The sequence below is a fragment of the Rhodanobacter thiooxydans LCS2 genome (genome assembly GCF_000264375.1).
GTDB classification, from domain to species: Bacteria; Pseudomonadota; Gammaproteobacteria; order Xanthomonadales; family Rhodanobacteraceae; genus Rhodanobacter; species Rhodanobacter thiooxydans.
The window spans coordinates 11,332-31,578 of sequence record NZ_AJXW01000042.1 but is presented as its reverse complement, the minus strand read 5'-3'; the positions used below and the strand labels follow the sequence as shown (position 1 = coordinate 31,578).

Annotated in this window: 16 protein-coding genes; 15 read left to right on the top strand and 1 reads right to left on the bottom strand. The window is 67.0% G+C overall.

Going from position 1 to position 20,247, the window contains the following annotated elements; translation table 11 throughout:
* The coding region (gene glmS, locus UUA_RS08735; protein WP_008436021.1) for a glutamine--fructose-6-phosphate transaminase (isomerizing) at positions 1–1,465 on the top strand (1,465 nt) is incomplete at its 5' end.
* 110 nt (positions 1,466–1,575) lie between these two features.
* On the opposite strand, the gene galE is transcribed toward glmS, so the two are convergent.
* A complete protein-coding gene (gene galE / locus UUA_RS08730; RefSeq protein WP_008436020.1) occupies positions 1,576–2,583 on the bottom strand; it encodes a UDP-glucose 4-epimerase GalE in 1,008 nt (335 codons plus the stop codon).
* Between the two features lie 622 nt (positions 2,584–3,205).
* On the opposite strand from galE, the gene UUA_RS08725 reads away from it, so the two are divergent.
* From UUA_RS08725 to UUA_RS08660, 14 genes are all read left to right on the top strand, one after another.
* Positions 3,206–3,640 (top strand): low molecular weight protein-tyrosine-phosphatase, encoded by a 435-nt coding sequence (locus tag UUA_RS08725; RefSeq protein ID WP_008436019.1) that lies wholly within the window; start codon positions 3,206–3,208, stop codon positions 3,638–3,640.
* 35 nt (positions 3,641–3,675) lie between these two features.
* A complete protein-coding gene (locus UUA_RS08720) occupies positions 3,676–5,874 on the top strand; it encodes a polysaccharide biosynthesis tyrosine autokinase (protein ID WP_008436018.1) in 2,199 nt (732 codons plus the stop codon).
* A gap of 175 nt (positions 5,875–6,049) precedes the next feature.
* Positions 6,050–7,006 carry a Gfo/Idh/MocA family protein gene (locus tag UUA_RS08715; RefSeq protein WP_274378155.1) on the top strand — a complete coding sequence of 319 codons (957 nt, stop codon included), beginning with the start codon at positions 6,050–6,052 and terminating at the stop codon, positions 7,004–7,006.
* Between the two features lie 5 nt (positions 7,007–7,011).
* Complete coding sequence (wbpD, locus tag UUA_RS08710; RefSeq protein WP_008436016.1) at positions 7,012–7,599, top strand: UDP-2-acetamido-3-amino-2,3-dideoxy-D-glucuronate N-acetyltransferase; 588 nt, start codon at positions 7,012–7,014, stop codon at positions 7,597–7,599.
* On the top strand, positions 7,596–8,723 hold the full coding sequence (locus tag UUA_RS08705) for a DegT/DnrJ/EryC1/StrS family aminotransferase (RefSeq protein WP_008436015.1): 1,128 nt from the start codon (positions 7,596–7,598) through the stop codon (positions 8,721–8,723). Before wbpD ends, UUA_RS08705 begins: the two co-directional genes overlap by 4 nt.
* Positions 8,699–9,190, top strand: a complete 492-nt coding sequence (locus tag UUA_RS08700) for an acyltransferase (RefSeq protein WP_008436014.1) — start codon at positions 8,699–8,701, stop codon at positions 9,188–9,190. The genes UUA_RS08705 and UUA_RS08700 overlap by 25 nt, the downstream gene beginning before the upstream one ends.
* Before the next feature lie 126 nt (positions 9,191–9,316).
* Complete coding sequence (locus UUA_RS08695; RefSeq protein WP_008436009.1) at positions 9,317–10,444, top strand: phosphoenolpyruvate carboxykinase (ATP); 1,128 nt, start codon at positions 9,317–9,319, stop codon at positions 10,442–10,444.
* Positions 10,445–10,446: 2 nt separating this feature from the next.
* Entirely contained in the window at positions 10,447–11,751 is a 1,305-nt protein-coding gene (locus UUA_RS08690) for a glycosyltransferase (protein ID WP_039953735.1), read from the top strand.
* 33 nt (positions 11,752–11,784) lie between these two features.
* Positions 11,785–13,242, top strand: coding sequence for an oligosaccharide flippase family protein (locus UUA_RS08685; RefSeq protein WP_039953734.1), 1,458 nt, complete (start codon positions 11,785–11,787; stop codon positions 13,240–13,242).
* A 127-nt stretch (positions 13,243–13,369) separates the two neighbouring features.
* Positions 13,370–14,647, top strand: coding sequence for a glycosyltransferase family protein (locus UUA_RS08680; protein WP_008436004.1), 1,278 nt, complete (start codon positions 13,370–13,372; stop codon positions 14,645–14,647).
* Positions 14,644–15,963, top strand: a complete 1,320-nt coding sequence (locus UUA_RS08675) for a hypothetical protein (protein WP_008436002.1) — start codon at positions 14,644–14,646, stop codon at positions 15,961–15,963. The genes UUA_RS08680 and UUA_RS08675 overlap by 4 nt, the downstream gene beginning before the upstream one ends.
* On the top strand, positions 15,960–17,045 hold the full coding sequence (locus UUA_RS08670; protein WP_008436001.1) for a glycosyltransferase family 4 protein: 1,086 nt from the start codon (positions 15,960–15,962) through the stop codon (positions 17,043–17,045). The genes UUA_RS08675 and UUA_RS08670 overlap by 4 nt, the downstream gene beginning before the upstream one ends.
* The gene (gene asnB / locus UUA_RS08665; protein WP_008436000.1) at positions 17,045–19,015 is read left to right on the top strand and encodes an asparagine synthase (glutamine-hydrolyzing); all 1,971 of its coding nucleotides are present in this window, start codon (positions 17,045–17,047) and stop codon (positions 19,013–19,015) included. The genes UUA_RS08670 and asnB overlap by 1 nt, the downstream gene beginning before the upstream one ends.
* A complete protein-coding gene (locus tag UUA_RS08660) occupies positions 19,012–20,214 on the top strand; it encodes a glycosyltransferase family 4 protein (RefSeq protein ID WP_008435999.1) in 1,203 nt (400 codons plus the stop codon). Before asnB ends, UUA_RS08660 begins: the two co-directional genes overlap by 4 nt.
* Positions 20,215–20,247 lie beyond the last annotated feature (33 nt).

The following is a 20,247-nucleotide window of genomic DNA, read 5'->3' as shown; positions in this document are numbered from 1 at the left end:
CGACACCGAGGTGATGGCCGCGCTGATCGACCGCCACCTCGATCAGGGCCTGAACCTGCGCGAGGCGGTGCTGGCCACCGTGCGTGAGCTGGAAGGCGCCTACGCCATCGCCGTGCTCAGCCGCGACGAGCCCGGGCGCGTGGTCGGCGCCCGCCGCGGCGCGCCGCTCCTGGTCGGTGTGGGCATCGGCGAAAACTTCCTCGGCTCCGACGCGCAGGCGCTGGTGCAGGTCACTCACCGCATGCTTTACCTGGATGAGGGCGACGTGGTGGAGATCACCCGCGACAGCGTGCAGGTGTACGGCCTCGACGGCACGCCGGTGGAGCGCGCAGTGCACGAGAGCGAGCTGTCCAGCGACGCGGTGGAACGTGGCGAGTACCGCCACTACATGCAGAAGGAGATCTTCGAGCAGCCGCAAGCGGTAGCCAACACGCTGGAGGCGCGCCTTGGCCCGCACGGCGTGCTGCCGAACATCTTCGGCATCGACAGCGACGCGCTGCTGCAGGCCACCCGCGGCCTGCACATCGTCGCCTGCGGCACCAGCTACCACGCCGGCCTGGTCGCCAAGTACTGGATCGAGGAGTACGCGCGGCTGCCGGTCAGCGTCGAGGTGGCCAGCGAGTACCGCTACCGCGAGACGGTGGTGCCCGAGGGCACGCTGTTCGTGGCGATCTCGCAGTCCGGCGAAACCGCCGACACCCTGGCGGCGATGCGCGAATCGCGTCGGCGCGGCTACCTCGGCACGCTGGCGATCTGCAACGTGCCCGAATCCTCGGCGGTGCGCGAGGCCGACCTCAAGCTGATGACCCGCGCCGGCCCCGAGATCGGCGTGGCCTCGACCAAGGCCTTCACCACCCAGCTCGCCGCGCTCGCCCTGCTGACGCTGGAACTGGCCCGCCGTCACGGCCTGGACGAGGCGCGCTACGCCGCGCTGTGCGCCGAGCTGCAGCGCCTGCCGCGGGCAATCGAGGAAACGCTGCAGATGGAGCCGGCAATCATCGCCCTGGCCGGCGAGTTCATCCACCGCCAGCATGCGCTGTTCCTCGGCCGCGGCGTGCAGTACCCGGTGGCGCTGGAAGGCGCGCTGAAGCTCAAGGAGATCTCCTACATCCACGCCGAGGCCTACGCCGCCGGCGAACTCAAGCACGGCCCGCTGGCACTGGTCGACGAGCACATGCCGGTGATCGCGGTGGCGCCGAACGGCCCGCTGCTGGACAAGCTCAAATCCAACCTGCAGGAAGTGCGCGCCCGCGGCGGCCGGCTGATCGTGTTCGCCGACGGCGCCGCCGGCATGGACGACATGGCCGGCACTGGCCGCATGCTGCGCGTGGCCTCCGGCGGCAACTTCATCGCCCCGGCGGTGTTCACCGTGCCGCTGCAGCTGCTCGCCTACCACGTCGCCGTGCTACGCGGCACCGACGTCGACCAGCCGCGCAACTTGGCCAAATCGGTCACTGTGGAGTAGCTGCCTCCAACCTGCAGGAGCCCGCTGGCGGGTGATGCCTTGGAAAGCATCGCCTGGTGGTCACGTCGATCACCGCGGAACAGGCGCGCAGCGAGAGGCTGCGCCGTGATTCACGCCCCCGACGCCAGCGTCACCGGCTGTCGCGCCAGCTTCTGCTCCCACAGCAGCGCCGTGCGCACGATGAAATCCAGGTCGTCGTACTGCGGTCGCCAGTCGAGCTGCTGCTTGAGGCGGTCGCTGCGCGCCACCAGCATCGGCGTGTCGCCGGCGCGACGCGGCTGCTCGATCACCGCCAGCGGGTGGCCGCCGACGCGTTGCACGGCGTCGATGACCTCGCGCACGCTGTAGCCGTGGCCGTAGCCGCAGTTGAGGGTCAATGACTCGCCGCCATCGCGCAGGTGGTCGAGTGCCCGCAGGTGGGCCGCGGCCAGATCCTCGACGTGGATGTAGTCGCGGATGCCGGTGCCGTCCGGCGTGTCGTAGTCGCTGCCGAAGATCGACACGCTGGCGCGCTTGCCGACCGCATGCTCGCAGGCCACCTTGATCAGCAGCGTCGAATGCAGCGTCGAGTGCCCGATGCGGCCCTGCGGATCGCAGCCGGCCACGTTGAAGTAACGCAGTGTGGCGTGGTGCATGGCCCCGGTGGCGCACAGATCGCGCAGCATGGTCTCGGACATCAGCTTGGACATGCCGTAGGGATTGATCGGCCGGGTCGGCGTGTCCTCGTCGGCCATGCCGCTTTCGGTGATGCCATAGACCGCGGCGGTGGAGGAAAAGATGAAGTGCCCCACGCCGGCTTCCGCGCAGCAGGCGAGCAGGCTTTGCGTGTTGCAGGTGTTGTTGCCGTAGTACTTGAGCGGATCGCTCAGCGATTCAGGTACCACCGTATGCGCGGCGAAATGCAGCACCGCATCGACGCGATGCCTGGCCAGCACGCGCCCGAGCAGCGCACGGTCGCCGACATTGCCGACCACCAGTTCGGCGCCGCGCACCGCATCGCGGAATCCGGTGCACAGGTTGTCCACGACGACCACGCGTTCGCCACGTGCGACCAGCTGCTGCACGACATGGCTGCCGATGTATCCGGCGCCGCCGGTGACGAGGACGCTGTGGTTCATGAGGGACTCCTTCATGGACGGCGAAGACGGCATGGCCACCGCACGACGCGGCGCCCACTGCCGGATATGTCGCGCCGCGGTGAGCCATCGGGGCATCCGCGGCGACGGGCGCAGGGGTTTCTCAAACGGCCGCCAAGCGCGCGGCAGCTCCCGGACGACTTCGCCGCACGCAGTTCCCACCTCGGCGGCGGGAAACAAACTTGTTCCACCTTCGCGCGCCCGACTTCATGATCAGGACAAACTGGCGTGAAATTCCAATTCACATTTGAATTCACATTTTCATGACTTATGCAGATTGAATGCTCCGTTTGGTAAATATTCATGGTTATGTAATTCGGACGTGCAATGATCCAAGGCCACGTTACGGTTCCTACCGCTGGCAGGCACCCATATTCAAAGGACAACTAGACGAGCTTTTCACGACTGCAGGCATTGCATAATAAAAAGCGGACAACAGGCTTATTTGCCTGATTATCGACCCCATTACCTTGGCATACGTCAGATAGCGTTTTCGGCGCTTCCGGCGCAAGCCTTGGGAAAAATGGGACAGGAAGAACCCGCCCGCCATTTCTCGCGTCCTGACCGACGCCGGCTGGCCTGGCTCCGGGAGCAAGTCGGCACTGTGTTTAAACGGATACTGATCGTCTGCACGGGCAATATCTGCCGCAGCCCCGTGGCCGAGTACCTGTTTCGACAGCGCATGGCGGGGCGCGACATCGAGTTCGCCAGTGCCGGGCTCGGCGCGCTTGTCGGCAGTCCCATGGACGCAACGGCCCTGCAATTGCTTGCCGAGAACGGTATCGACGGCAGCATGCACCGCGCGCACCAGCTGACGCCCTCCATTCTGCGCGCCGCCGATTTGGTGCTGGGCATGGAAAAAGGCCATGTGGCAGCAATGGTACGGCTTGCGCCCGAGGTTCACGGCAAGGTTTATCTGTTCGACAAATGGCTGCACGGAAAAGATATTCCCGATCCTTATCGCCAACAACGGAAAGTATTCGAGCATGTTCACCAGATAATCACGCAGGGTATCAGTAGCTGGGAATCCTATCTGTGATTTCCGAACTTTCACGCCAGGAGTCGAACGCCCCTATGACCGTCATCAAGGACCCCATGCAGCGTGACGACGAAATTGACCTGAGCGAACTGTTCGGCACGATCAGCGACCACAAATGGCTGATCGGCACCATCACCGGCGTATTTGTCGTGCTCAGCATCGCCTATGCGTTGCTGACTACACCGATCTACCAGGCCACTTCGGTCGTGCAGGTGGAACAGAAGGTTCCCAGCCTGCCGGGGCTGAGCGCGCTGACCCAGACCCTGGGAGCCTCCAGCCCCGAAGCCACCACGGAAACCGCGCTGATCACCTCGCGCATGGTGCTCGGGGCGGCGGTCGACGAGCTCAAGCTCACCATCGAGGCCCACCCGAAGCGCATGCCGGTGTTCGGCAATTTCTTCGCGCGCCACTACGCGTCCAGCAACCCCGGCATGGTCTCTCCGCCCCTGTTCAACCTGATCGGCTACGACTGGGGTGGCTCGAAGCTGGAAATTTTCCAGCTGGACGTGCCGGACGCCCTGCAGGATCGGCCGCTGCAGCTGATTGCCGGCAAGAACGGCACCTATGCGCTGGTGGACGACGACGACAACATGCTGGTAGTCGGCAATGTGGGGCAGACCGCCAAGGGCCACGGGGTGACCATCCAGGTGCAGAACCTGGTGGCCAGTCCGGGCACCCAGTTCCGTGTGGTCCGCCATCGCCGGCTGACCGTGATCAACGGGCTCCAGCAGGCGATCAAGGTCACCGAGCAGGGCAAGGAATCGGGCATCCTGCAGATGACCTACGACAATGCCAACCCGGAGCTCGCCGCCGATGTGCTCAGGCAGGTGGGCGAACTCTACGTGCGCCAGGACGTGGACCGCAATTCGGCGGAAGCGGCGAACAGCCTGAAGTTCGTCCGCGAACAACTGCCCAACGTGCGGCGCGACCTGGAGCGGGCCACGGCGGCGCTCAACGCCTATCAGATCCAGGCGCATTCGGTCGACATCAGCATGCAGACCCAGGGTCTGCTGGACCAGGAAGTGGCCATCGAGGCCAACATCCAGAAGCTGCGCCTGCAACAGGCGGACATGCAGCGCCAGTTCACTCCCGAGCACCCTACCTACAAGGCGCTGATCCAGCAGATCGGCCAGTTGGAGGGGCAGAAGGCCGGGATCGACAAGCGGGTGAACAACCTGCCCGATACCCAGCAGCAGCTGCTGAAGCTCAAGCGCGACGTGCAGGTGAGCAACGACACCTATACCGGCCTGCTCAACCAGGCCCAGCAACTGGACATCGCCCGCGCAGGCACGGTCGGCAACGTGCGCATCATCGACAAGTCGGCGGTGGACATCACGCGGCCGGTATGGCCGAAGAAGACCATCGTGGTGCTCGGCGGCGCGCTGCTCGGCGGCTTCGTGGCGCTCATGTACGTGTTCATCCGGCAGATGCTCAATCGCGGCATCGAGGATCCGGCCGTGATCGAGAAGCTCGGCCTGCCGGTGTACGCCACCATCCCGGTCAGCCCGCGCGAACTGACGCTCCACGGCAAGCGCCTGCATGGACGGGGCCGGCAGCACCTGCTGGTCATGGACGCGCCCGCCGACATGGCCACCGAATCGCTGCGCAGCCTGCGCACCAGCCTGCATTTCGCCCGGCTGGAAGCGAAGAACAACGTGCTGATGATCTCCGGATCCAGTCCGGATGTCGGCAAGACCTTCGTTTCCGCCAACCTCGCCACCGTCGTCGCCCAGGGCAACCAGCGCGTGCTGCTGATCGACGGCGACATGCGCATGGGCTCGCTGCACAAGGTCGTCGGCGGCAGGCCCGAGGGCGGGCTCTCCGAGCTGATCTCCGGCCAGGCCGAGCTGAAGGCCACGCTGCGCCAGGTCGGCGTGCTGGAGAACCTGCACTTCATCGCCCGCGGCAAGATACCGCCGAACCCTTCCGAGCTGCTGATGAACGCGCGCTTCTCCGCGCTGCTCGACCAGCTCAAGCAGATGTACGACCTGATCATCATCGACACCCCGCCGATCCTGGCCGTGACCGACGCCGCCATCATCGGCCACCACGCCGGCACGGCGCTGCTGGTGGTGCGCTTCGGCGTCAACCAGGCGCGCGAGATCGCACTGGCCAGGCAACGTTTCGAGCAGAACAACGTCCCGCTCAAGGGCGCCATCTTCAATGCCGTGGAGAAACGCAGCCGGGGCTACTACTCGTACGCCTATTACGGCATCGGTTCGGCCTCGGGGTGAGCACGCCCGAACCCGCGGCAGCACGGATGCGAAGGCCGCCTGCAGGCGCATTAGGCAACGAAGCGCCGGTGTGCGTCGACGAAACCCATGCACTGGCGGCAACGAGGCGCCAGGGCGATCAGCCGGGCGGCGTCCCATGCGCCCGCCGGGATCACGCAGGACCAGGATCAGCTCCATGTCCACTTTGAAGAACTTCGCGCTCATCGGCGCCGCCGGCTACATCGCGCCGCGCCACATGCAGGCGATCAAGGCCACCGGCAACCGCCTGCTGGCCGCGTTCGATCCGAACGATTCGGTCGGCGTCATCGACAGCCATTTTCCCGACGCCGACTTCTTCACCGAGTTCGAGCGCTTCGATCGCCATGTCGACCTGCGCCGGCGCGCCGGCAACGGCGGCCAGATCGACTATGTCTCGATCTGCTCGCCGAACTACCTGCACGACTCGCACATGCGCTTCGCCCTGCGTTCCGGCGCCCACGCGATCTGTGAGAAGCCACTGGTGCTCAACCCGTGGAACATCGACGGCCTGCTGGACATCGAGCGCGAGACCGGCAAGCACGTCAACACCATCCTGCAGCTGCGCCTGCACCCGGCCATCGTGGCGCTGCGCGAACGGATGCAGCGCAAGCAAGGCGGCGGCAAGCACGAGGTGGAGTTGACCTACATCACCTCGCGCGGCCACTGGTACCTGCAGAGCTGGAAAGGCGACCCGAAGAAGTCCGGCGGCATCGCCACCAATATCGGCGTGCACTTCTTCGACATGCTGCATTACGTCTTCGGCGCGCTGCAGATCAACCGGGTGCACCTGTCCACCGAGACCAAGGCGGCCGGCTACCTCGAGTACGAGCACGCCCGCGTGCGCTGGTTCCTGTCGGTGGACGTCGAGGACGTGCCCGCCGCGCAGCGTGAGGGCGGCCAGCGCACCTACCGCTCGATCACCGTGGACGGCGCGGAGATCGAGTTCTCCGGCGGCTTCACCGACCTGCACAACCGCAGCTACGAGGAGATCCTCGCCGGCCGCGGTTTCGGGCTGGAGGAAAACCGCACCGCCATCGAGACCGTTGCGGCCATCCGCAGCGGCAAGCCGGTTGCTTCCACGGGCGATGACGCCCATCCGTTCCTGAAGGGATAAGCCACATGGACTACTACCAGCACCCTTCCGCCATCGTCGATGAAGGCGCCCGCATCGGCGCGGGCTCCCGTGTCTGGCATTTCGTGCACGTCTGCGCCGGTGCCCGCATCGGCCGCGACGTTTCGCTCGGCCAGAACGTGTTCGTCGGCAACAAGGTGGTCATCGGCGATGGCTGCAGGATCCAGAACAACGTGTCGGTCTACGACAACGTGACCCTGGAGGAAGCCGTGTTCTGCGGCCCCAGCATGGTGTTCACCAACGTGTACAACCCGCGCTCGCTGATCGAGCGCAAGAACGAATATCGCGACACCATGGTCCACAAGGGCGCGACCCTGGGCGCGAACTGCACCATCGTCTGCGGCGTCACCATCGGCGAGTTCGCCTTCGTCGGCGCTGGCGCGGTGGTCAACCGCGACGTGCCGGCCTATGCGCTGATGGTAGGCGTGCCGGCGCGACAGATCGGCTGGATGAGTGAATTCGGCGAACGGCTGAACCTGCCCCCGGAGGGCCACGGCGAAGCCGTCTGCGCGCATACCGGCGCCCGCTATGTGCTGGATGGCCGCGTGCTGTGCCGGCAGGAGGCCACGGCATGATCGATTTCGTCGACCTCAAGACGCAGCAGCTGCGCATCAAGCAGAAGATCGATGCAGGCATTGCCCGCGTGCTGGCGCATGGCCAGTACATCCTCGGGCCGGAAGTGGCCGAGCTGGAAGCGAAGCTCGCCGCCTTCGCCGGCGCCAGGCACTGCATCAGTTGCGCGAACGGCACGGACGCGCTGCAGATCGCGCAGATGGCGCTGGGCATCGGCGCGGGCGATGAAGTCATCATGCCCGGCTTCACCTACATCGCCACCGCAGAGACGGTGGCGTTGCTGGGCGGCAGGCCGGTATACGTGGACATCGACCCGCGCACCTACAACCTCGATCCGGCCCGGCTCGAGGCGGCGATCACGCCGCGGACACGCGCGATCATCCCGGTTTCGCTGTACGGCCAGTGCGCGGATTTCGACGCCATCAACGCGATCGCCGGCCGGCATGGCATTCCGGTGATCGAGGATGCCGCGCAGAGTTTCGGCGCACGCTACAAGGGACGGCGTTCCTGCAACCTGAGCACGGTCGCCTGCACCAGTTTCTTTCCCAGCAAGCCGCTGGGCTGCTATGGCGACGGCGGTGCGATTTTCACCGATGACGACCAGCTCGCCCTGGCGATGCGGCAGATCGCGCGCCACGGTCAGGATCGCCGCTACCACCATGTTCGCGTCGGCGTGAACAGCCGGCTGGACACGCTGCAGGCGGCCATCCTGCTGGCCAAGCTGGAAATCTTCGAGGACGAGATCGAACTGAGGCAGCAGGTCGCGGCCTGTTACGGCGCGTTGCTCGCCCGGGCTGGCGTCACCACCGCGCCCCATGTCGAACCGCACAATACCAGCGTCTACGCCCAATACACCATCCGCGTGGACGAGCGCGCATCCCTGCAGGCGCGATTGAAGAACGCCGGGATTCCCACGATGGTGCACTACCCGATCCCGATCAACCGGCAGCCGGCGGTGGCGGATGCGGACGCACAGCTGCCGGAAGGTGACGCGGCGGCCAGGCAGGTGCTCAGCCTGCCCATGCATCCGTATCTGACCGAAGCACAGGCCAGCCTGGTCGTGGCACATCTCGCCACGACATCGACGCAGCAGGACCCGACATGCTCGATCTCCTCGCCAGGTTGATAAGCGGTGCCGTCAACTGGGCGCAGCGCAGGAGCCTCGCCCGCCGCATCCGTGGATACCGCGGCATCTCGCCGCGCGCCACGATTGGCGTCGGGTCCCGGCTGGTCGGCCCCAAGGATCATTTCCTGATCGGCGAGATGAGCTATCTCAACCTGGCGCACCTGTCATGCGGCGAGCATTCCCGGGTCATCATCGGTCGCAGCTGCGCCATCGGCTACAACGTGTCGATCAAGGCGATCACGCATTCGCTGCACAAGCCGACCAACAACACCTCGGGCCCGATCATCCACGTGGAGCGCGACATCGTCATCGGCGATGACTGCTGGATCGGCGACAACGTCTATATCCGGGAAGGCGTCACGCTGGGCAACCACGTGATCGTCGGCGCCAATTCAGTGGTCACGCGATCAGTGCCCGACAACCAGGTGATTGCCGGCGTCCCGGCGCGCGTCATCAAGGAGCGGTGACATGCATGCATCCTTTTTTCTCCCGCCCAGGTATCCGCACGCCCCTGGAGATACCGACAGCCGAATCCCCACGGAGCAGGCGTCTGGGCCGCGTCGATACAGATACAGGGCGGGCGCGATCTGCCCATGGCTGCGGTCGATGCGGAGCTGGCGCGCATGAAGAAGATCATCTTCGGCAAGTGCTACGCGTTTTCCAGCGACGCGGACCTGGACGAACTGCTCGCGGAAAGCCTGAACCTGTACGCAGATGCCGGCAGCCGGGAGCCCGAGGTGAACATCCGCTTCGATCGCGCGATACCCCCGCACAAGCCCTCTTCGATCAATCCAAGGGTGCACGAGACCTTCGAACACGGGATGCTGACCTCCTTCCCATCGGTTGACGTCTACTGGAAACGCGTAGGCAACGACCCGCTGGAGGTGGGCGTCACCATCAAGCCGCGCCGCGGTATCCGGCGCACGATCCACAACCTGCTGTCGATGGAGTACCCGCAGGGGGCCGAGGCGTTCGAGCAGATCCTGCACGAGTTCGTGCTGATTCCATCGACCTACTTCTTCAAGGATGTGGCGCCGATCCATGCCGCGTCCGTGACGGTCGGCGGCAGGGCCTGCCTGCTTGCCGGCACCGGCGGCGTCGGCAAGTCGTCGGTCATGCTCGCGCTGAGGCGCAGCGAGAATGTCGGTTTCGTCAGCGACGACATCGTCGTCATGTCCGACACCGGCCAGGTCAACGGCAACATGGCGTGGCCGAAGATCTATGGCTACAACTGCGTTACTGACGCGATGAAGGACGAGATCCTCGCTGGCCGCGGATGGATCGACCGCGCCCACTTCAACATCAGAAACCACATGAATTCCGCCCACGTGCGACGCAAGATGTCGCCCGACCGGCTGTATCGCTACGTGGAATCCGCCTCGGCACCGCTGTACCGCCTGTACTACGTGGTGCGTGAGGACGTGCCAGGGCTATGCGTGTCCGAGCTGGGCCTGGCCGACGCCGTCGACATGACGATCGTCGCCGTCAGCGCCGAATACAGCGTCTTCCACGACCATCTCTACTGGGAGCAATACAACGCGCTGGCTACCGATCGCCCCCCGATGCTGACGATGGCAGGAGTCACCGCGAGTTGGCGGCGGGTACTCACAGCCAGCTTCGCCGCGGCGGACCGCTTCAAGATCAGCATTCCCTTCAAGATGGATCACACGGTCTACCAGGAGAGCGTGACCGACATCGTCGTCACGGGGATGGCTGCGTGACCATGAAGATTGTCATCCTGACCAACGCCTATCCCTACCTCCCCGGTGAGCAGTTCATCGAGGACGAGATCGGCTACTGGGCCGAGCGCGGCGACCTCGGCGTGACGCTGCTGCCGGCGCTGGCCAAGGGGACGCCGCGGCCCGTGCCCGCGGGCATCGCGGTCGACCCATGCATGGCGCGCTCCACGAAACCGCAACGGCTGTGGTTCGTGCTGCAGGCGCTGCGCTCCGCGATCTTCCGGCGCGAGCTGGGCCTGCTTCGGCGATCGCGGAAAATGAATCCGCACACGATCGCGCGCGCCCTGCTGCACGTGTCCAAGGTGCTCGAACAGGCTGCGCAGCTGCGCCGATACGCCAGGGCCCGCGGCCCGATCGACGTGGCCTACTGCTACTGGAACGAAACGCAGGCCTGTGCCGCGGTGCTCGCCAGGAACGCAGGCGCAGTACGCAAGGTCGTCTCGCGCGTGCACGGCTTCGATCTGTACGAGGCGCGGCGCCGGGACGGCTACATGCCGCTCAAGCGCCAGTTCGTCGCCAGCTTCGACGCGATCTTCACGCTGTCGCGCGAGGCGCGGTCCTACCTGCAGCAGACCTACGGCGCCTCGCCAGGAAATCTGCGCATCAGTCCGCTGGGCGTGCCGCTGGCCGGCGCGCTCGCACGTCCGGGCACGGCCGGATGCCTGCACGTCGTGTCGGTTTCCTCCTGCGTGCGCGTGAAACGGCTGGACAAGATCGTCGCCGCCATCGCCCTGCTCGCCCGCCACCGCCCGGACGTCAGCCTGAGCTGGACGCATATCGGCGGTGGTCCCTTGCTGGAAGAAATCAAGGCGCTGGCGAAGACGGAACTGGCCGGGCTGGGCAACGTCGCCTGCATCTTCCCCGGCGAACTGCCCAATCACGCCGTCAAGGCGTATTACCTCAGCGCTCCGGTGGACATGCTGGTCAACGCCAGCGAGTCCGAAGGCGTGCCGGTTTCCATCATGGAAGCCATGAGCGCAGGCGTGCCGGCCATCGCCCCCGATGTGGGCGGCGTTGCCAGCCTGGTATCCGACCGCTGCGGCGCGTTGCTGAGCCCTTGTCCCGATGCCCGGGAAATAGCAGTGGCGATGGAATGGGTGGCGTTCGCGGACGGGCGCGACGGCCGGCGCGCAGAGGCGCGGCAGGTGATCGAAACCGGTTTCGACGCCGCCAGGAATTACCGGGACTTCATCGTGGACGTCGTCGCCATCGGCGCGTCCGAAGACGGACAAGCCGTGCAGCCTCCTCGCCGGGCCGCATACCGGATCCGACAAGCGACAAGGCAGTGATCGTGACAACCGCTCAATCAGACAGGTCGACGGGTGAACATACGAACCGTGCTGGCATTTGCCATTGGCCCCATCGCCACCGCCGGGCTTGGCCTGTTGACGGTGCCGGTGATCGCCTGGGTGTTTCCGCCCGCCGACGTGGGCCGACTGAACATCGTGCAGATCGCGGTGTCGTTCGGGGTCCTGCTGTTCAACCTCGGACTCGATCGCGCCTATGTGCGCGAATACCACGAATGGAAGGATCGTGGTGCGCTGCTGAAGGCCTGCTTCGCCCCGGGCTTTGCGCTGCTGCTGCTGACGATGGTGGTCACGTTGCCGATCGACGATCAACTGGCCAACTGGCTGTTCGGCCTGGGACACGTCGGGTACTACTGGATGCTGGCGGCCTGCGTGGTGGTGAGCTTCATCTCGCGGTTTCTTTCGCTCATCCTGCGCATGCAGGACCGCGGCCTGGCGTTCTCCATGAGCCAGATCCTGCCCAAGGTGGTCCTGCTGCTGACCGTGCTCATACTGGCGCTGCCGGCCTTCTCGAAGACGTTCGTAACACTGGAAGCCGCCTACCTCATTTCGCTGGTTTCGGTCCTGCTCGTCTACAGCCTGAATACCTGGCGCGAATGGAAGCCGGCCCTGCGTGCCCGGGTTTCCCGTGCACGGGTCCGCGGCCTGGTCAATTACGGAGCGCCGCTGATCTTTGCCGGCGTGGCTTACTGGGGGCTGGACGCCACCAGCACGCTGACCCTGCGTTCGCTGTCCACCCTCCCGGAACTGGCGATCTATTCCGTCTCGATGAGCTTCGCCGGCGTGGGCGTGGTGTTCCAGGCGATCTTCTCCGTGCTGTGGGCGCCGCTCGTCTACAAATGGGTGGCCAACGGCGTGGACATGCGACGGGTCGACCACATCGCCCAGCAGGCACTGGCGGTGGTGGTCGCCATCTGGGTGCTGAGCGGGACCTTGTCGTGGCTGGTCGATTTCGTCCTGCCCGCGCACTACCGCCAGGTGAAGTACCTGATGCTGTGCTGCATCGGCGAGCCGTTGCTCTACACCCTCTCGGAAGTGACTTGCGTGGGCATCGGCATAACGCGCCGGTCCATGCTTTCGCTGTGGTCGACCGTCGTGGCGCTGGTCGTCAATATTGCCCTGAGCGTGTGGCTGGTGCCCGACCACGGCGCGTCCGGCGCCGTGGTGGCCAACGCGATTGCCTTCCTCGTTTTCTTCATAGCCCGAACCGAAGCGTCGGCCTACGTCTGGCGTCCTTTCCCCCGCGCCCGGCTATACACCTTCGTCACCGCCAGCGTGGGACTTTCCATTGCGACGCTGGTGTTCGGCCCGCATGCTCCGATTCACTTCAGCCTGGTGTGGCTGGCCCTGCTGCCGCTCGCGATCGGATGTTTCCGCGCGGAGTGGGTCGAGATGTACCGGTCCCTGCTCGCGGCGATGAAGCCGCAGCGCATTTGCCCGGAGCCCGACGGGGGCCCCGGAACCCTGCCATGAGCAGCTCGACCTTCCGCCGCTGCCGTGCCGCCGCCGACACTCGTGCGCTTGGCGAGGGCGCCGGCGCGCGCCGGGCCGGGCGGCTCCACGACAGCCGACGGCGCCGCCGACGCATCGGGAACCCGCCATGAAGAAAATCAACTTGTTCGTGTTCGCGGCGCATCACCTGTCCGGCAACATCGCCGCGCAACGCTTCAGGAGCCTGCTGAACTACCTGGACCCGGCGAAGTACCGCGTCTTCGTGTTCGCCCGCGGTCCGGCGGCTGCGGTGCGCGCGGCCACCGCATCGACGGCTGTGGAGATCACCGTGTTCGCGCTGCCCGGGCACTGCGTGGGCAGCGAGTCCCGCGCGAGCGCCTCGCTGCTGACCCTGGCTGTCGCCTTCATGCGCCCGCTGGCGTTCCTGCTGGCCAGGAACCGCAGACACGCGCGACCTTGGTTCGTCCACGCGCTGGCCGAGGCCAGCCCGCTGTGCGCGGAGAAACTGGCGGCCGGCGAGCGCTGCGTGGCGATCGGCACCTACTCGCCGGTCGACGCGCTGATCGCCGCGGCGGCGCTGGCCAGCCGGCACCGCATCGCCTGCCTGCAGGATTTCCGCGACGGCCTGGTGTTCGAGTCGCTGGGCAAGCCCGGCCGGCTACGCGGCTGGATGCGCGGGCTGATCGAGAGCCGCGTGGTGGCAGCCAGCAACCTGGTCACCTCGGTCAGTCGTCCGCTGGTCGACGATTTCCAGCGGCGCTACCCGGGCAAGGCCGTGGCGATCCTGCCCAACGGCTACGATCCGGCCGACTTCGCCTTGCTCGACGGCGACACTGAAGGCAGCGCGCGCGCCGCGGCGATGCTCGCCGAAATGGTGCCGTCCGGTGCGCTGCTGATCGGGCATTTCGGGCGCATCGGCGCCAGCGACAGTTCAGCCTCGAGGAGCCTCGATTACCTGGTCGACGCGCTGAACGCCTCTGGGGAGGCTGGGGTCCGCCGCCATCTGCTGTTCGTCGGCGAGCTGACGGACGCCGAGAAGGCCTCGCTCGGGCGCGCCCGCTTCCCGGTCAGCGCACCCGGCCCGGTCGAGCGCATGCTTGCACTGCAGCTGATGAAACGCTGCGACAAGCTGCTGCTGCTGACCGGCTCGCGCGCCAGCTGCGCCACCGGAAAACTGTTCGAGTACCTGGCCGCCGGCGCGGACATCGTCTGCGTGTCGGGCGTGCGCAACGAAGCGACGGCCATCCTCGCGCGGACCGATGCGGGGCAAACCGTGCTGAGCAGCGACGGCGCGGCGGGAGGCGATGCCCTGCGCGCCGCGCTGTCGCCGTCGCGCACCGCCGCACGCCGTGACATCGCCGCCTACAGCCGGGTGGCCCAGGCCGGCATGCTCGACCGCTGGCTCACCGCCATGGTGCAGTCATGACTCCGGGCAGCGTCCCCTCGGTGGTGCCGCCGACCCCGGTGCTGATGTCGTCGGCGGCCCTGTCGTTCGGCGGCAGGTACCGGCTCACCGTGCGCCACATGTTCCTGGCGATGGCCTTCGTGCTGCTGCTGCTCACCGTGGTGGTGCCCAATTCGCTGCAGATACCCTCCGCGGTGGCGCTGGTGCTGGCGGCCCTGCTGGCCCTGCCGGCGCTGCGCATACGCCCCGGCTTCCGTACCCTGCTGGCGCTGTACGCCTGCACGGTGATCGTGACCCTTTTCTACATGGGCGTGGGCGGCGTGCACGACGCGCCGGCGGAAGCCCAGGCCCAGGTCACGCTGATCTACATCATTTCGCCGCTGCTGTGGATGATCGTCGCGGATGGCCTGCTGCGGCAGCTGGGCACCGACCGGCTGATCGGCTGGTTCGTGCTGCTCAGCCTGCTGAGCGCATTGAGCGTGGGCCTGTTCTTCTACCTCTATCTCACGCGTGGCGCGGCGGCGGTGTCGTTCTTCTTCGAAGGCGCCAACGTCAACCTCAACGAGGGGTTCTCCGGCGCCACCATGCACGTCTATGGCTCGTTGATCTTCCTGAGCGGTGGTTTTTTCAGTTCCCCTGAACTCATCAAGAGCCGGCTGTTGCGGCTCGTGCTGCTGGCCATGCTGCTGGTCTGCGCGTTGACCTCCGGCCGCACCGCGCTGATCCTCGCAGTACCACTGGGCTGGTTCCTCGGCCTGCTGCTGACCCCGCGCACCACCGTCCAGCCGCACCGCTCGGCGATCCTGCGCATCATCCGCTATGGCGTGCCAATGGCGGTGGCGGTGGCGATCGCGCTGCTGCTGCTGGACGCCTACACGCAGATCAGCCTGTCCAAGGTGCTCGACGCCGTCACCACCAAACTCGCCTCCGGCGGCGGCCCCGCGCGCGTGCAGATGACCCGCTCACTGTTCGCCGGCATTCTCGCCAACGACGGCCTGGGTTCCGGCCACGGCGTCGGCGTGGCCTTCGTCAGCGACGCCGAGTACCCCTGGCGCTACGAACTGGTATGGCTGGCCACGCTCTACCGGGTCGGCATGATCGGCACGCTGGTCTACGCCCTGCCGTTCCTGCTGTACATCATCGCGGTGATCCGGCTGGCCATCGGGCGACGCCTGCAGCCGCGGCACAAGTTCATGTTCTGCGGTTTCGTCTGCGCGTTCTTGGGCACCAATACCAACCCGTACATCGAGGCATTCGTTTTCCAGTGGATGTACGTCATCCCACTGGTGGCGCTGGCCATCGAGTATCCGCTAGCGTTGAGGAAACTGCCGGAATGAAACGGCTCCGGGTCCTGTTGTTTTCCAAGTATTCCCGGCGCGGTCCCAGCTCGCGCCTGCGCAGCCTGCAATACCTCTCGCCGCTGCGCGAGCACGGCATCGACGTACAGGTGCAGGCGCTGTTCCCGGACGCCTATCTCGAAGCGCTCTACGGCGGCCGCTCCGCGGCGGCCCGATGTCGCGCCTGCGGCTACTTCGTGCGGCGACTGGTGCAGCTGCTGCGTCGCGGCGAGCACGACCTGGCCTGGATCGAGGGCGAGCTGTTTCCCTACCTGCCCTACGGCATCGAGGCGCTGCTGGCGCGATCGTTCAAGTCGTACGTGGTCGACTACGACGATGCACTGTTCCACAAGTACGACCAGTCCGCCAACCCGCTGGCGCGGCGCCTGCTGGGCCGCAAGATCGACCGCATCATGCGCGGCGCCGCCTGCGTGATCGCCGGCAATCGCTACCTGGCGGCGCGTGCCGACCAGGCCGGCGCGGCGCGCGTGGAGATCATCCCGACGGTGGTGGACGACCGGCGCTACGCCGTGGCCGCACCGGACGGACGTCAGCCGCCGGTCATCGGCTGGGTCGGCTCGCCTGCCACCGAGCACTACATGCTGGATATCCGCCAGGTGCTGGAGCAGGTGTGCGCGCGACACCACGCGCACCTGTTGCTGGTCGGCGCACGCGCGGAAACCGCGCAGCTGTTCCGTGGCTTCACGCCGGAAGTGACAGCGTGGTCCGAAGCCAGCGAGGCGGCGACGATCGCGCGGATGGACATCGGCATCATGCCGCTGCTCGACAGCCCCTGGGAGCGCGGCAAGTGCGGCTACAAGATCATCCAGTACATGGCCTGCGGCCTGCCCGTGGTGGCCTCGCCGGTTGGCGCCAACGTCGACATCGTGCGTGACGGCGAGAACGGCCTGCTCGCCGCGGACGACGCCGCCTGGCGGGATGCGCTGGAACGCCTGATCGCCAACCCCGGCCTGCGCGCGCGCATGGGCCGCGCAGGCCGGGCGATGGTGGAAGCCGAGTACAGCCTGGCGACGCAGGTACCGCGACTGGCGGGCATCCTGCATCGTGCGGGGCACGCCTGATGTGCGGCCTGGCCGGCTTCTGGCAACGCCATGGCGGCGCGGCGGATACGCTGCAGCAGCAGGCGCGGGCGATGTCGCGGCGGCTGCGTCATCGCGGCCCCGACGACGACGGCGTGTGGTGCGACGAGGCGGCCGGCATCGCGCTGGCCCACCGGCGCCTGTCGATTCTCGACCTCTCCCCCGCCGGCCACCAGCCCATGCACTCGGCCGACGGACGCCATGTCATCGTGTTCAACGGCGAGATCTACAACCATCGCGAACTGCGCGAACGCCTGCGCGCGGAACACGCTGCGCCGGCGTGGCGCGGCCACTCCGATACCGAGACCCTACTCGCCTGTTTCGCCGCCTGGGGCGTCGAGCGCAGCCTGCAGGCGAGCGTCGGCATGTTCGCGTTCGCCCTGTGGGACCGCCGCGAGCGCGCACTTACCCTGGCGCGCGACCGCATGGGCGAGAAGCCGTTGTACTACGGCTGGCAAGGCGACACCCTGTTGTTCGGTTCGGAGTTGAAGGCGCTGCAGGCGCACCCCGCATTCCGGGCAACGATCGACCGCGATGCGCTGGCGCTGCTGCTGCGTCACGACTGCATTCCGGCGCCTCACTCCATCTATCACGGCATATTCAAGCTGCGTCCCGGGCATCTGCTGCACATGCCGGCGGATCGACCGCGGCAGGCGCAGCCGACGCCGTACTGGCAGTTCAACGAGGCGGTAAGCGCGGGCCTGGACGCACCGCTCGTCGCCAGCGACGCGGATGCCACCGATGCCCTCGAAGCGCAGCTGGGCGAAGCCGTCGGCGCGCAGATGCTGGCCGACGTACCGCTGGGCGCCTTCCTCAGCGGCGGCATCGACAGCAGCACGGTGGTCGCGCTGATGCAGGCGCGCAGCTCCCGCCCGATCAGGACCTTCACCATCGGCTTCAGCGATGGCGGCTACGACGAGGCGGCCCACGCCAGGACAGTGGCAAGTCACCTCGGCACCGAGCACACCGAGCTGTACGTGCAGCCCGAGGACGCGCTGGCGGTGATCCCGCGGCTGCCTGAGATGTTCTGCGAGCCGTTCGGCGACAGCTCGCAGATCCCCACCTTCCTGATCAGCCAGCTGACCCGCCGCCAGGTGACCGTGGCATTGAGCGGCGACGGCGGCGACGAACTGTTCGGCGGCTACAACCGCTACCTCACGGCACGCACCACCTGGGAGAAGGCGCAACGCCTGCCGCCGCTGGCGCGCCGTGCCGCCGCAGGCCTGCTGCGCGCGATGACGCCGGCGGCATGGGACCGGCTGTTCGACGGCCTCAAACCGCTGCTGCCGAGGCGCTGGCAGCTGGCCACGCCGGGCGACAAGGCGCAGAAGCTGGCGGACGTGCTCACGCTGTCGAGTGGCCAGGCCTTCTTCCTCAACCTGGCCAGCCAGTGGCAGGACCCCACCCGCATCGTGCCCGGCGCGAGAGAGCCGTCGACCCTGCTGACCACCCCCGAGGCGTCGCCGCCCACCGACAGCCTGGCGCAGTGGATGATGGCGATGGACGCGCAAACCTACCTGCCCGACGACATCCTGGTGAAGGTCGATCGCGCCGCGATGGCCAGCAGCCTGGAGACCCGCGTGCCGATGCTGGACCACCGCGTGGTGGAGCTGGCCTGGCGCGTGCCGCTGTCGCAGAAGATCCGCCACGGCCAGGGGAAATGGCTGCTGCGCCAGGTGCTGTACCGGCACGTTCCCAGGGAACTGGTCGAGCGGCCGAAGATGGGCTTCGCCATTCCGCTGGACCGCTGGCTGCGCGGCCCGTTGCGCGACTGGGCAGAAGCCCTGCTCGACGAGCGCCGCCTGCAGCAGGAAGGCTATTTCCAGGCGGCGCCGATCCGGCAGAAGTGGAAGGAACACCAGGCCGGCCGACGCAACTGGCAACATCAACTGTGGACAGTGCTGATGTTCCAGGCGTGGCTGGAGCGAAACCGCACGGGGGGCTCGGCATGAATGTCCGCGACCAGGCATCGACGGCCACGCGGGAGCCGCCCGTCAAGGCCGTGCTGTTCGCCAACACCGACTGGTACCTCTACAACTTCCGGCGTGCGCTGGCGCTGTCGCTGCAGCAGGCCGGTTACGAGGTGCTGCTGCTTTCTCCACCCGGCCCGTATGGCGAAAAGCTGCGCGCGCTCGGCCTGCGCTGGGAGCCGGTGCCGATGCAGCGGCGCAGCCTCAACCTGCTGCGCGAACTGGCCCTGCTGTGGCACCTTACGCAACTGCTGCGGCGCGAGCGCCCCGCGCTGATCCACGGTTTCACCATCAAGTGCGCCGTGTACGGTTCGCTGGCCGCGCGGCTGGCCGGCATTCCCGCCCGGGTGAACGCCGTGGCAGGCATGGGTTACGTGTTCACCAGTTCGCAGTGGAAGGCGCGGCTGTTGCGTCCGGTGGTGCGCAGCCTGCTACGGCTGGCGCTTGGTGGTCGCGGCACGCGGCTGATCCTGCAGAACGCGGATGACGCCGAGCTGTTCCGGCGCGCAGGCCTGGTCGACCCGGCGCAGATCCGCCTGATCCGCGGCTCGGGCGTGGACTGCGCGCAGTTCGCCGACATCCTCCCGTGCACGCCAGACGACGGATGCCCGCGCGTGCTGCTGGCCAGTCGCCTGCTGTGGGACAAGGGTGTTGGCGAGTATGTCGCCGCAATCCGGCAGCTGCGCGGCCAGGGCCGTTCGTTGCATGCGCTGCTCGCCGGCGCGCCGGATCCGGGCAATCCCGCCGCGGTGCCGGAGTCGACGATACGGGCCTGGGCCGACGAAGGCCTGCTGACCTGGCTCGGTCACGTCGACGACATGGCCGGCCTGCTCGGCTCGGTCGACATCGTGGTGTTGCCGAGCTACCGCGAAGGGTTGCCGCGGACGCTGGTGGAGGCGGCTGCCTGCGGCCTGCCCCTGATCACCACCGACGTGCCGGGCTGCCGCGAGGTGGTGGCCGACGGCATTGACGGCCTGCTGGTGCCGGTGCGCAACAGCGACGCGCTGGCGCGGGCGATAGCGCGGCTGCAGGACGACCCGCCGTTCGCGCGCCGACTGGGTGACGCGGCGCGGAGCAAGGCACGGACCCAGTTCGACGAGCGCATCGTCATCCGCGGCACCCTGGCAGTGTACGCGGAGCTGTGCGAACTGCCGGAGGCTTCGACCGAAACGACCATCTAGACGTCCATATGCCACGAAGCGCGTGGCCAGTCC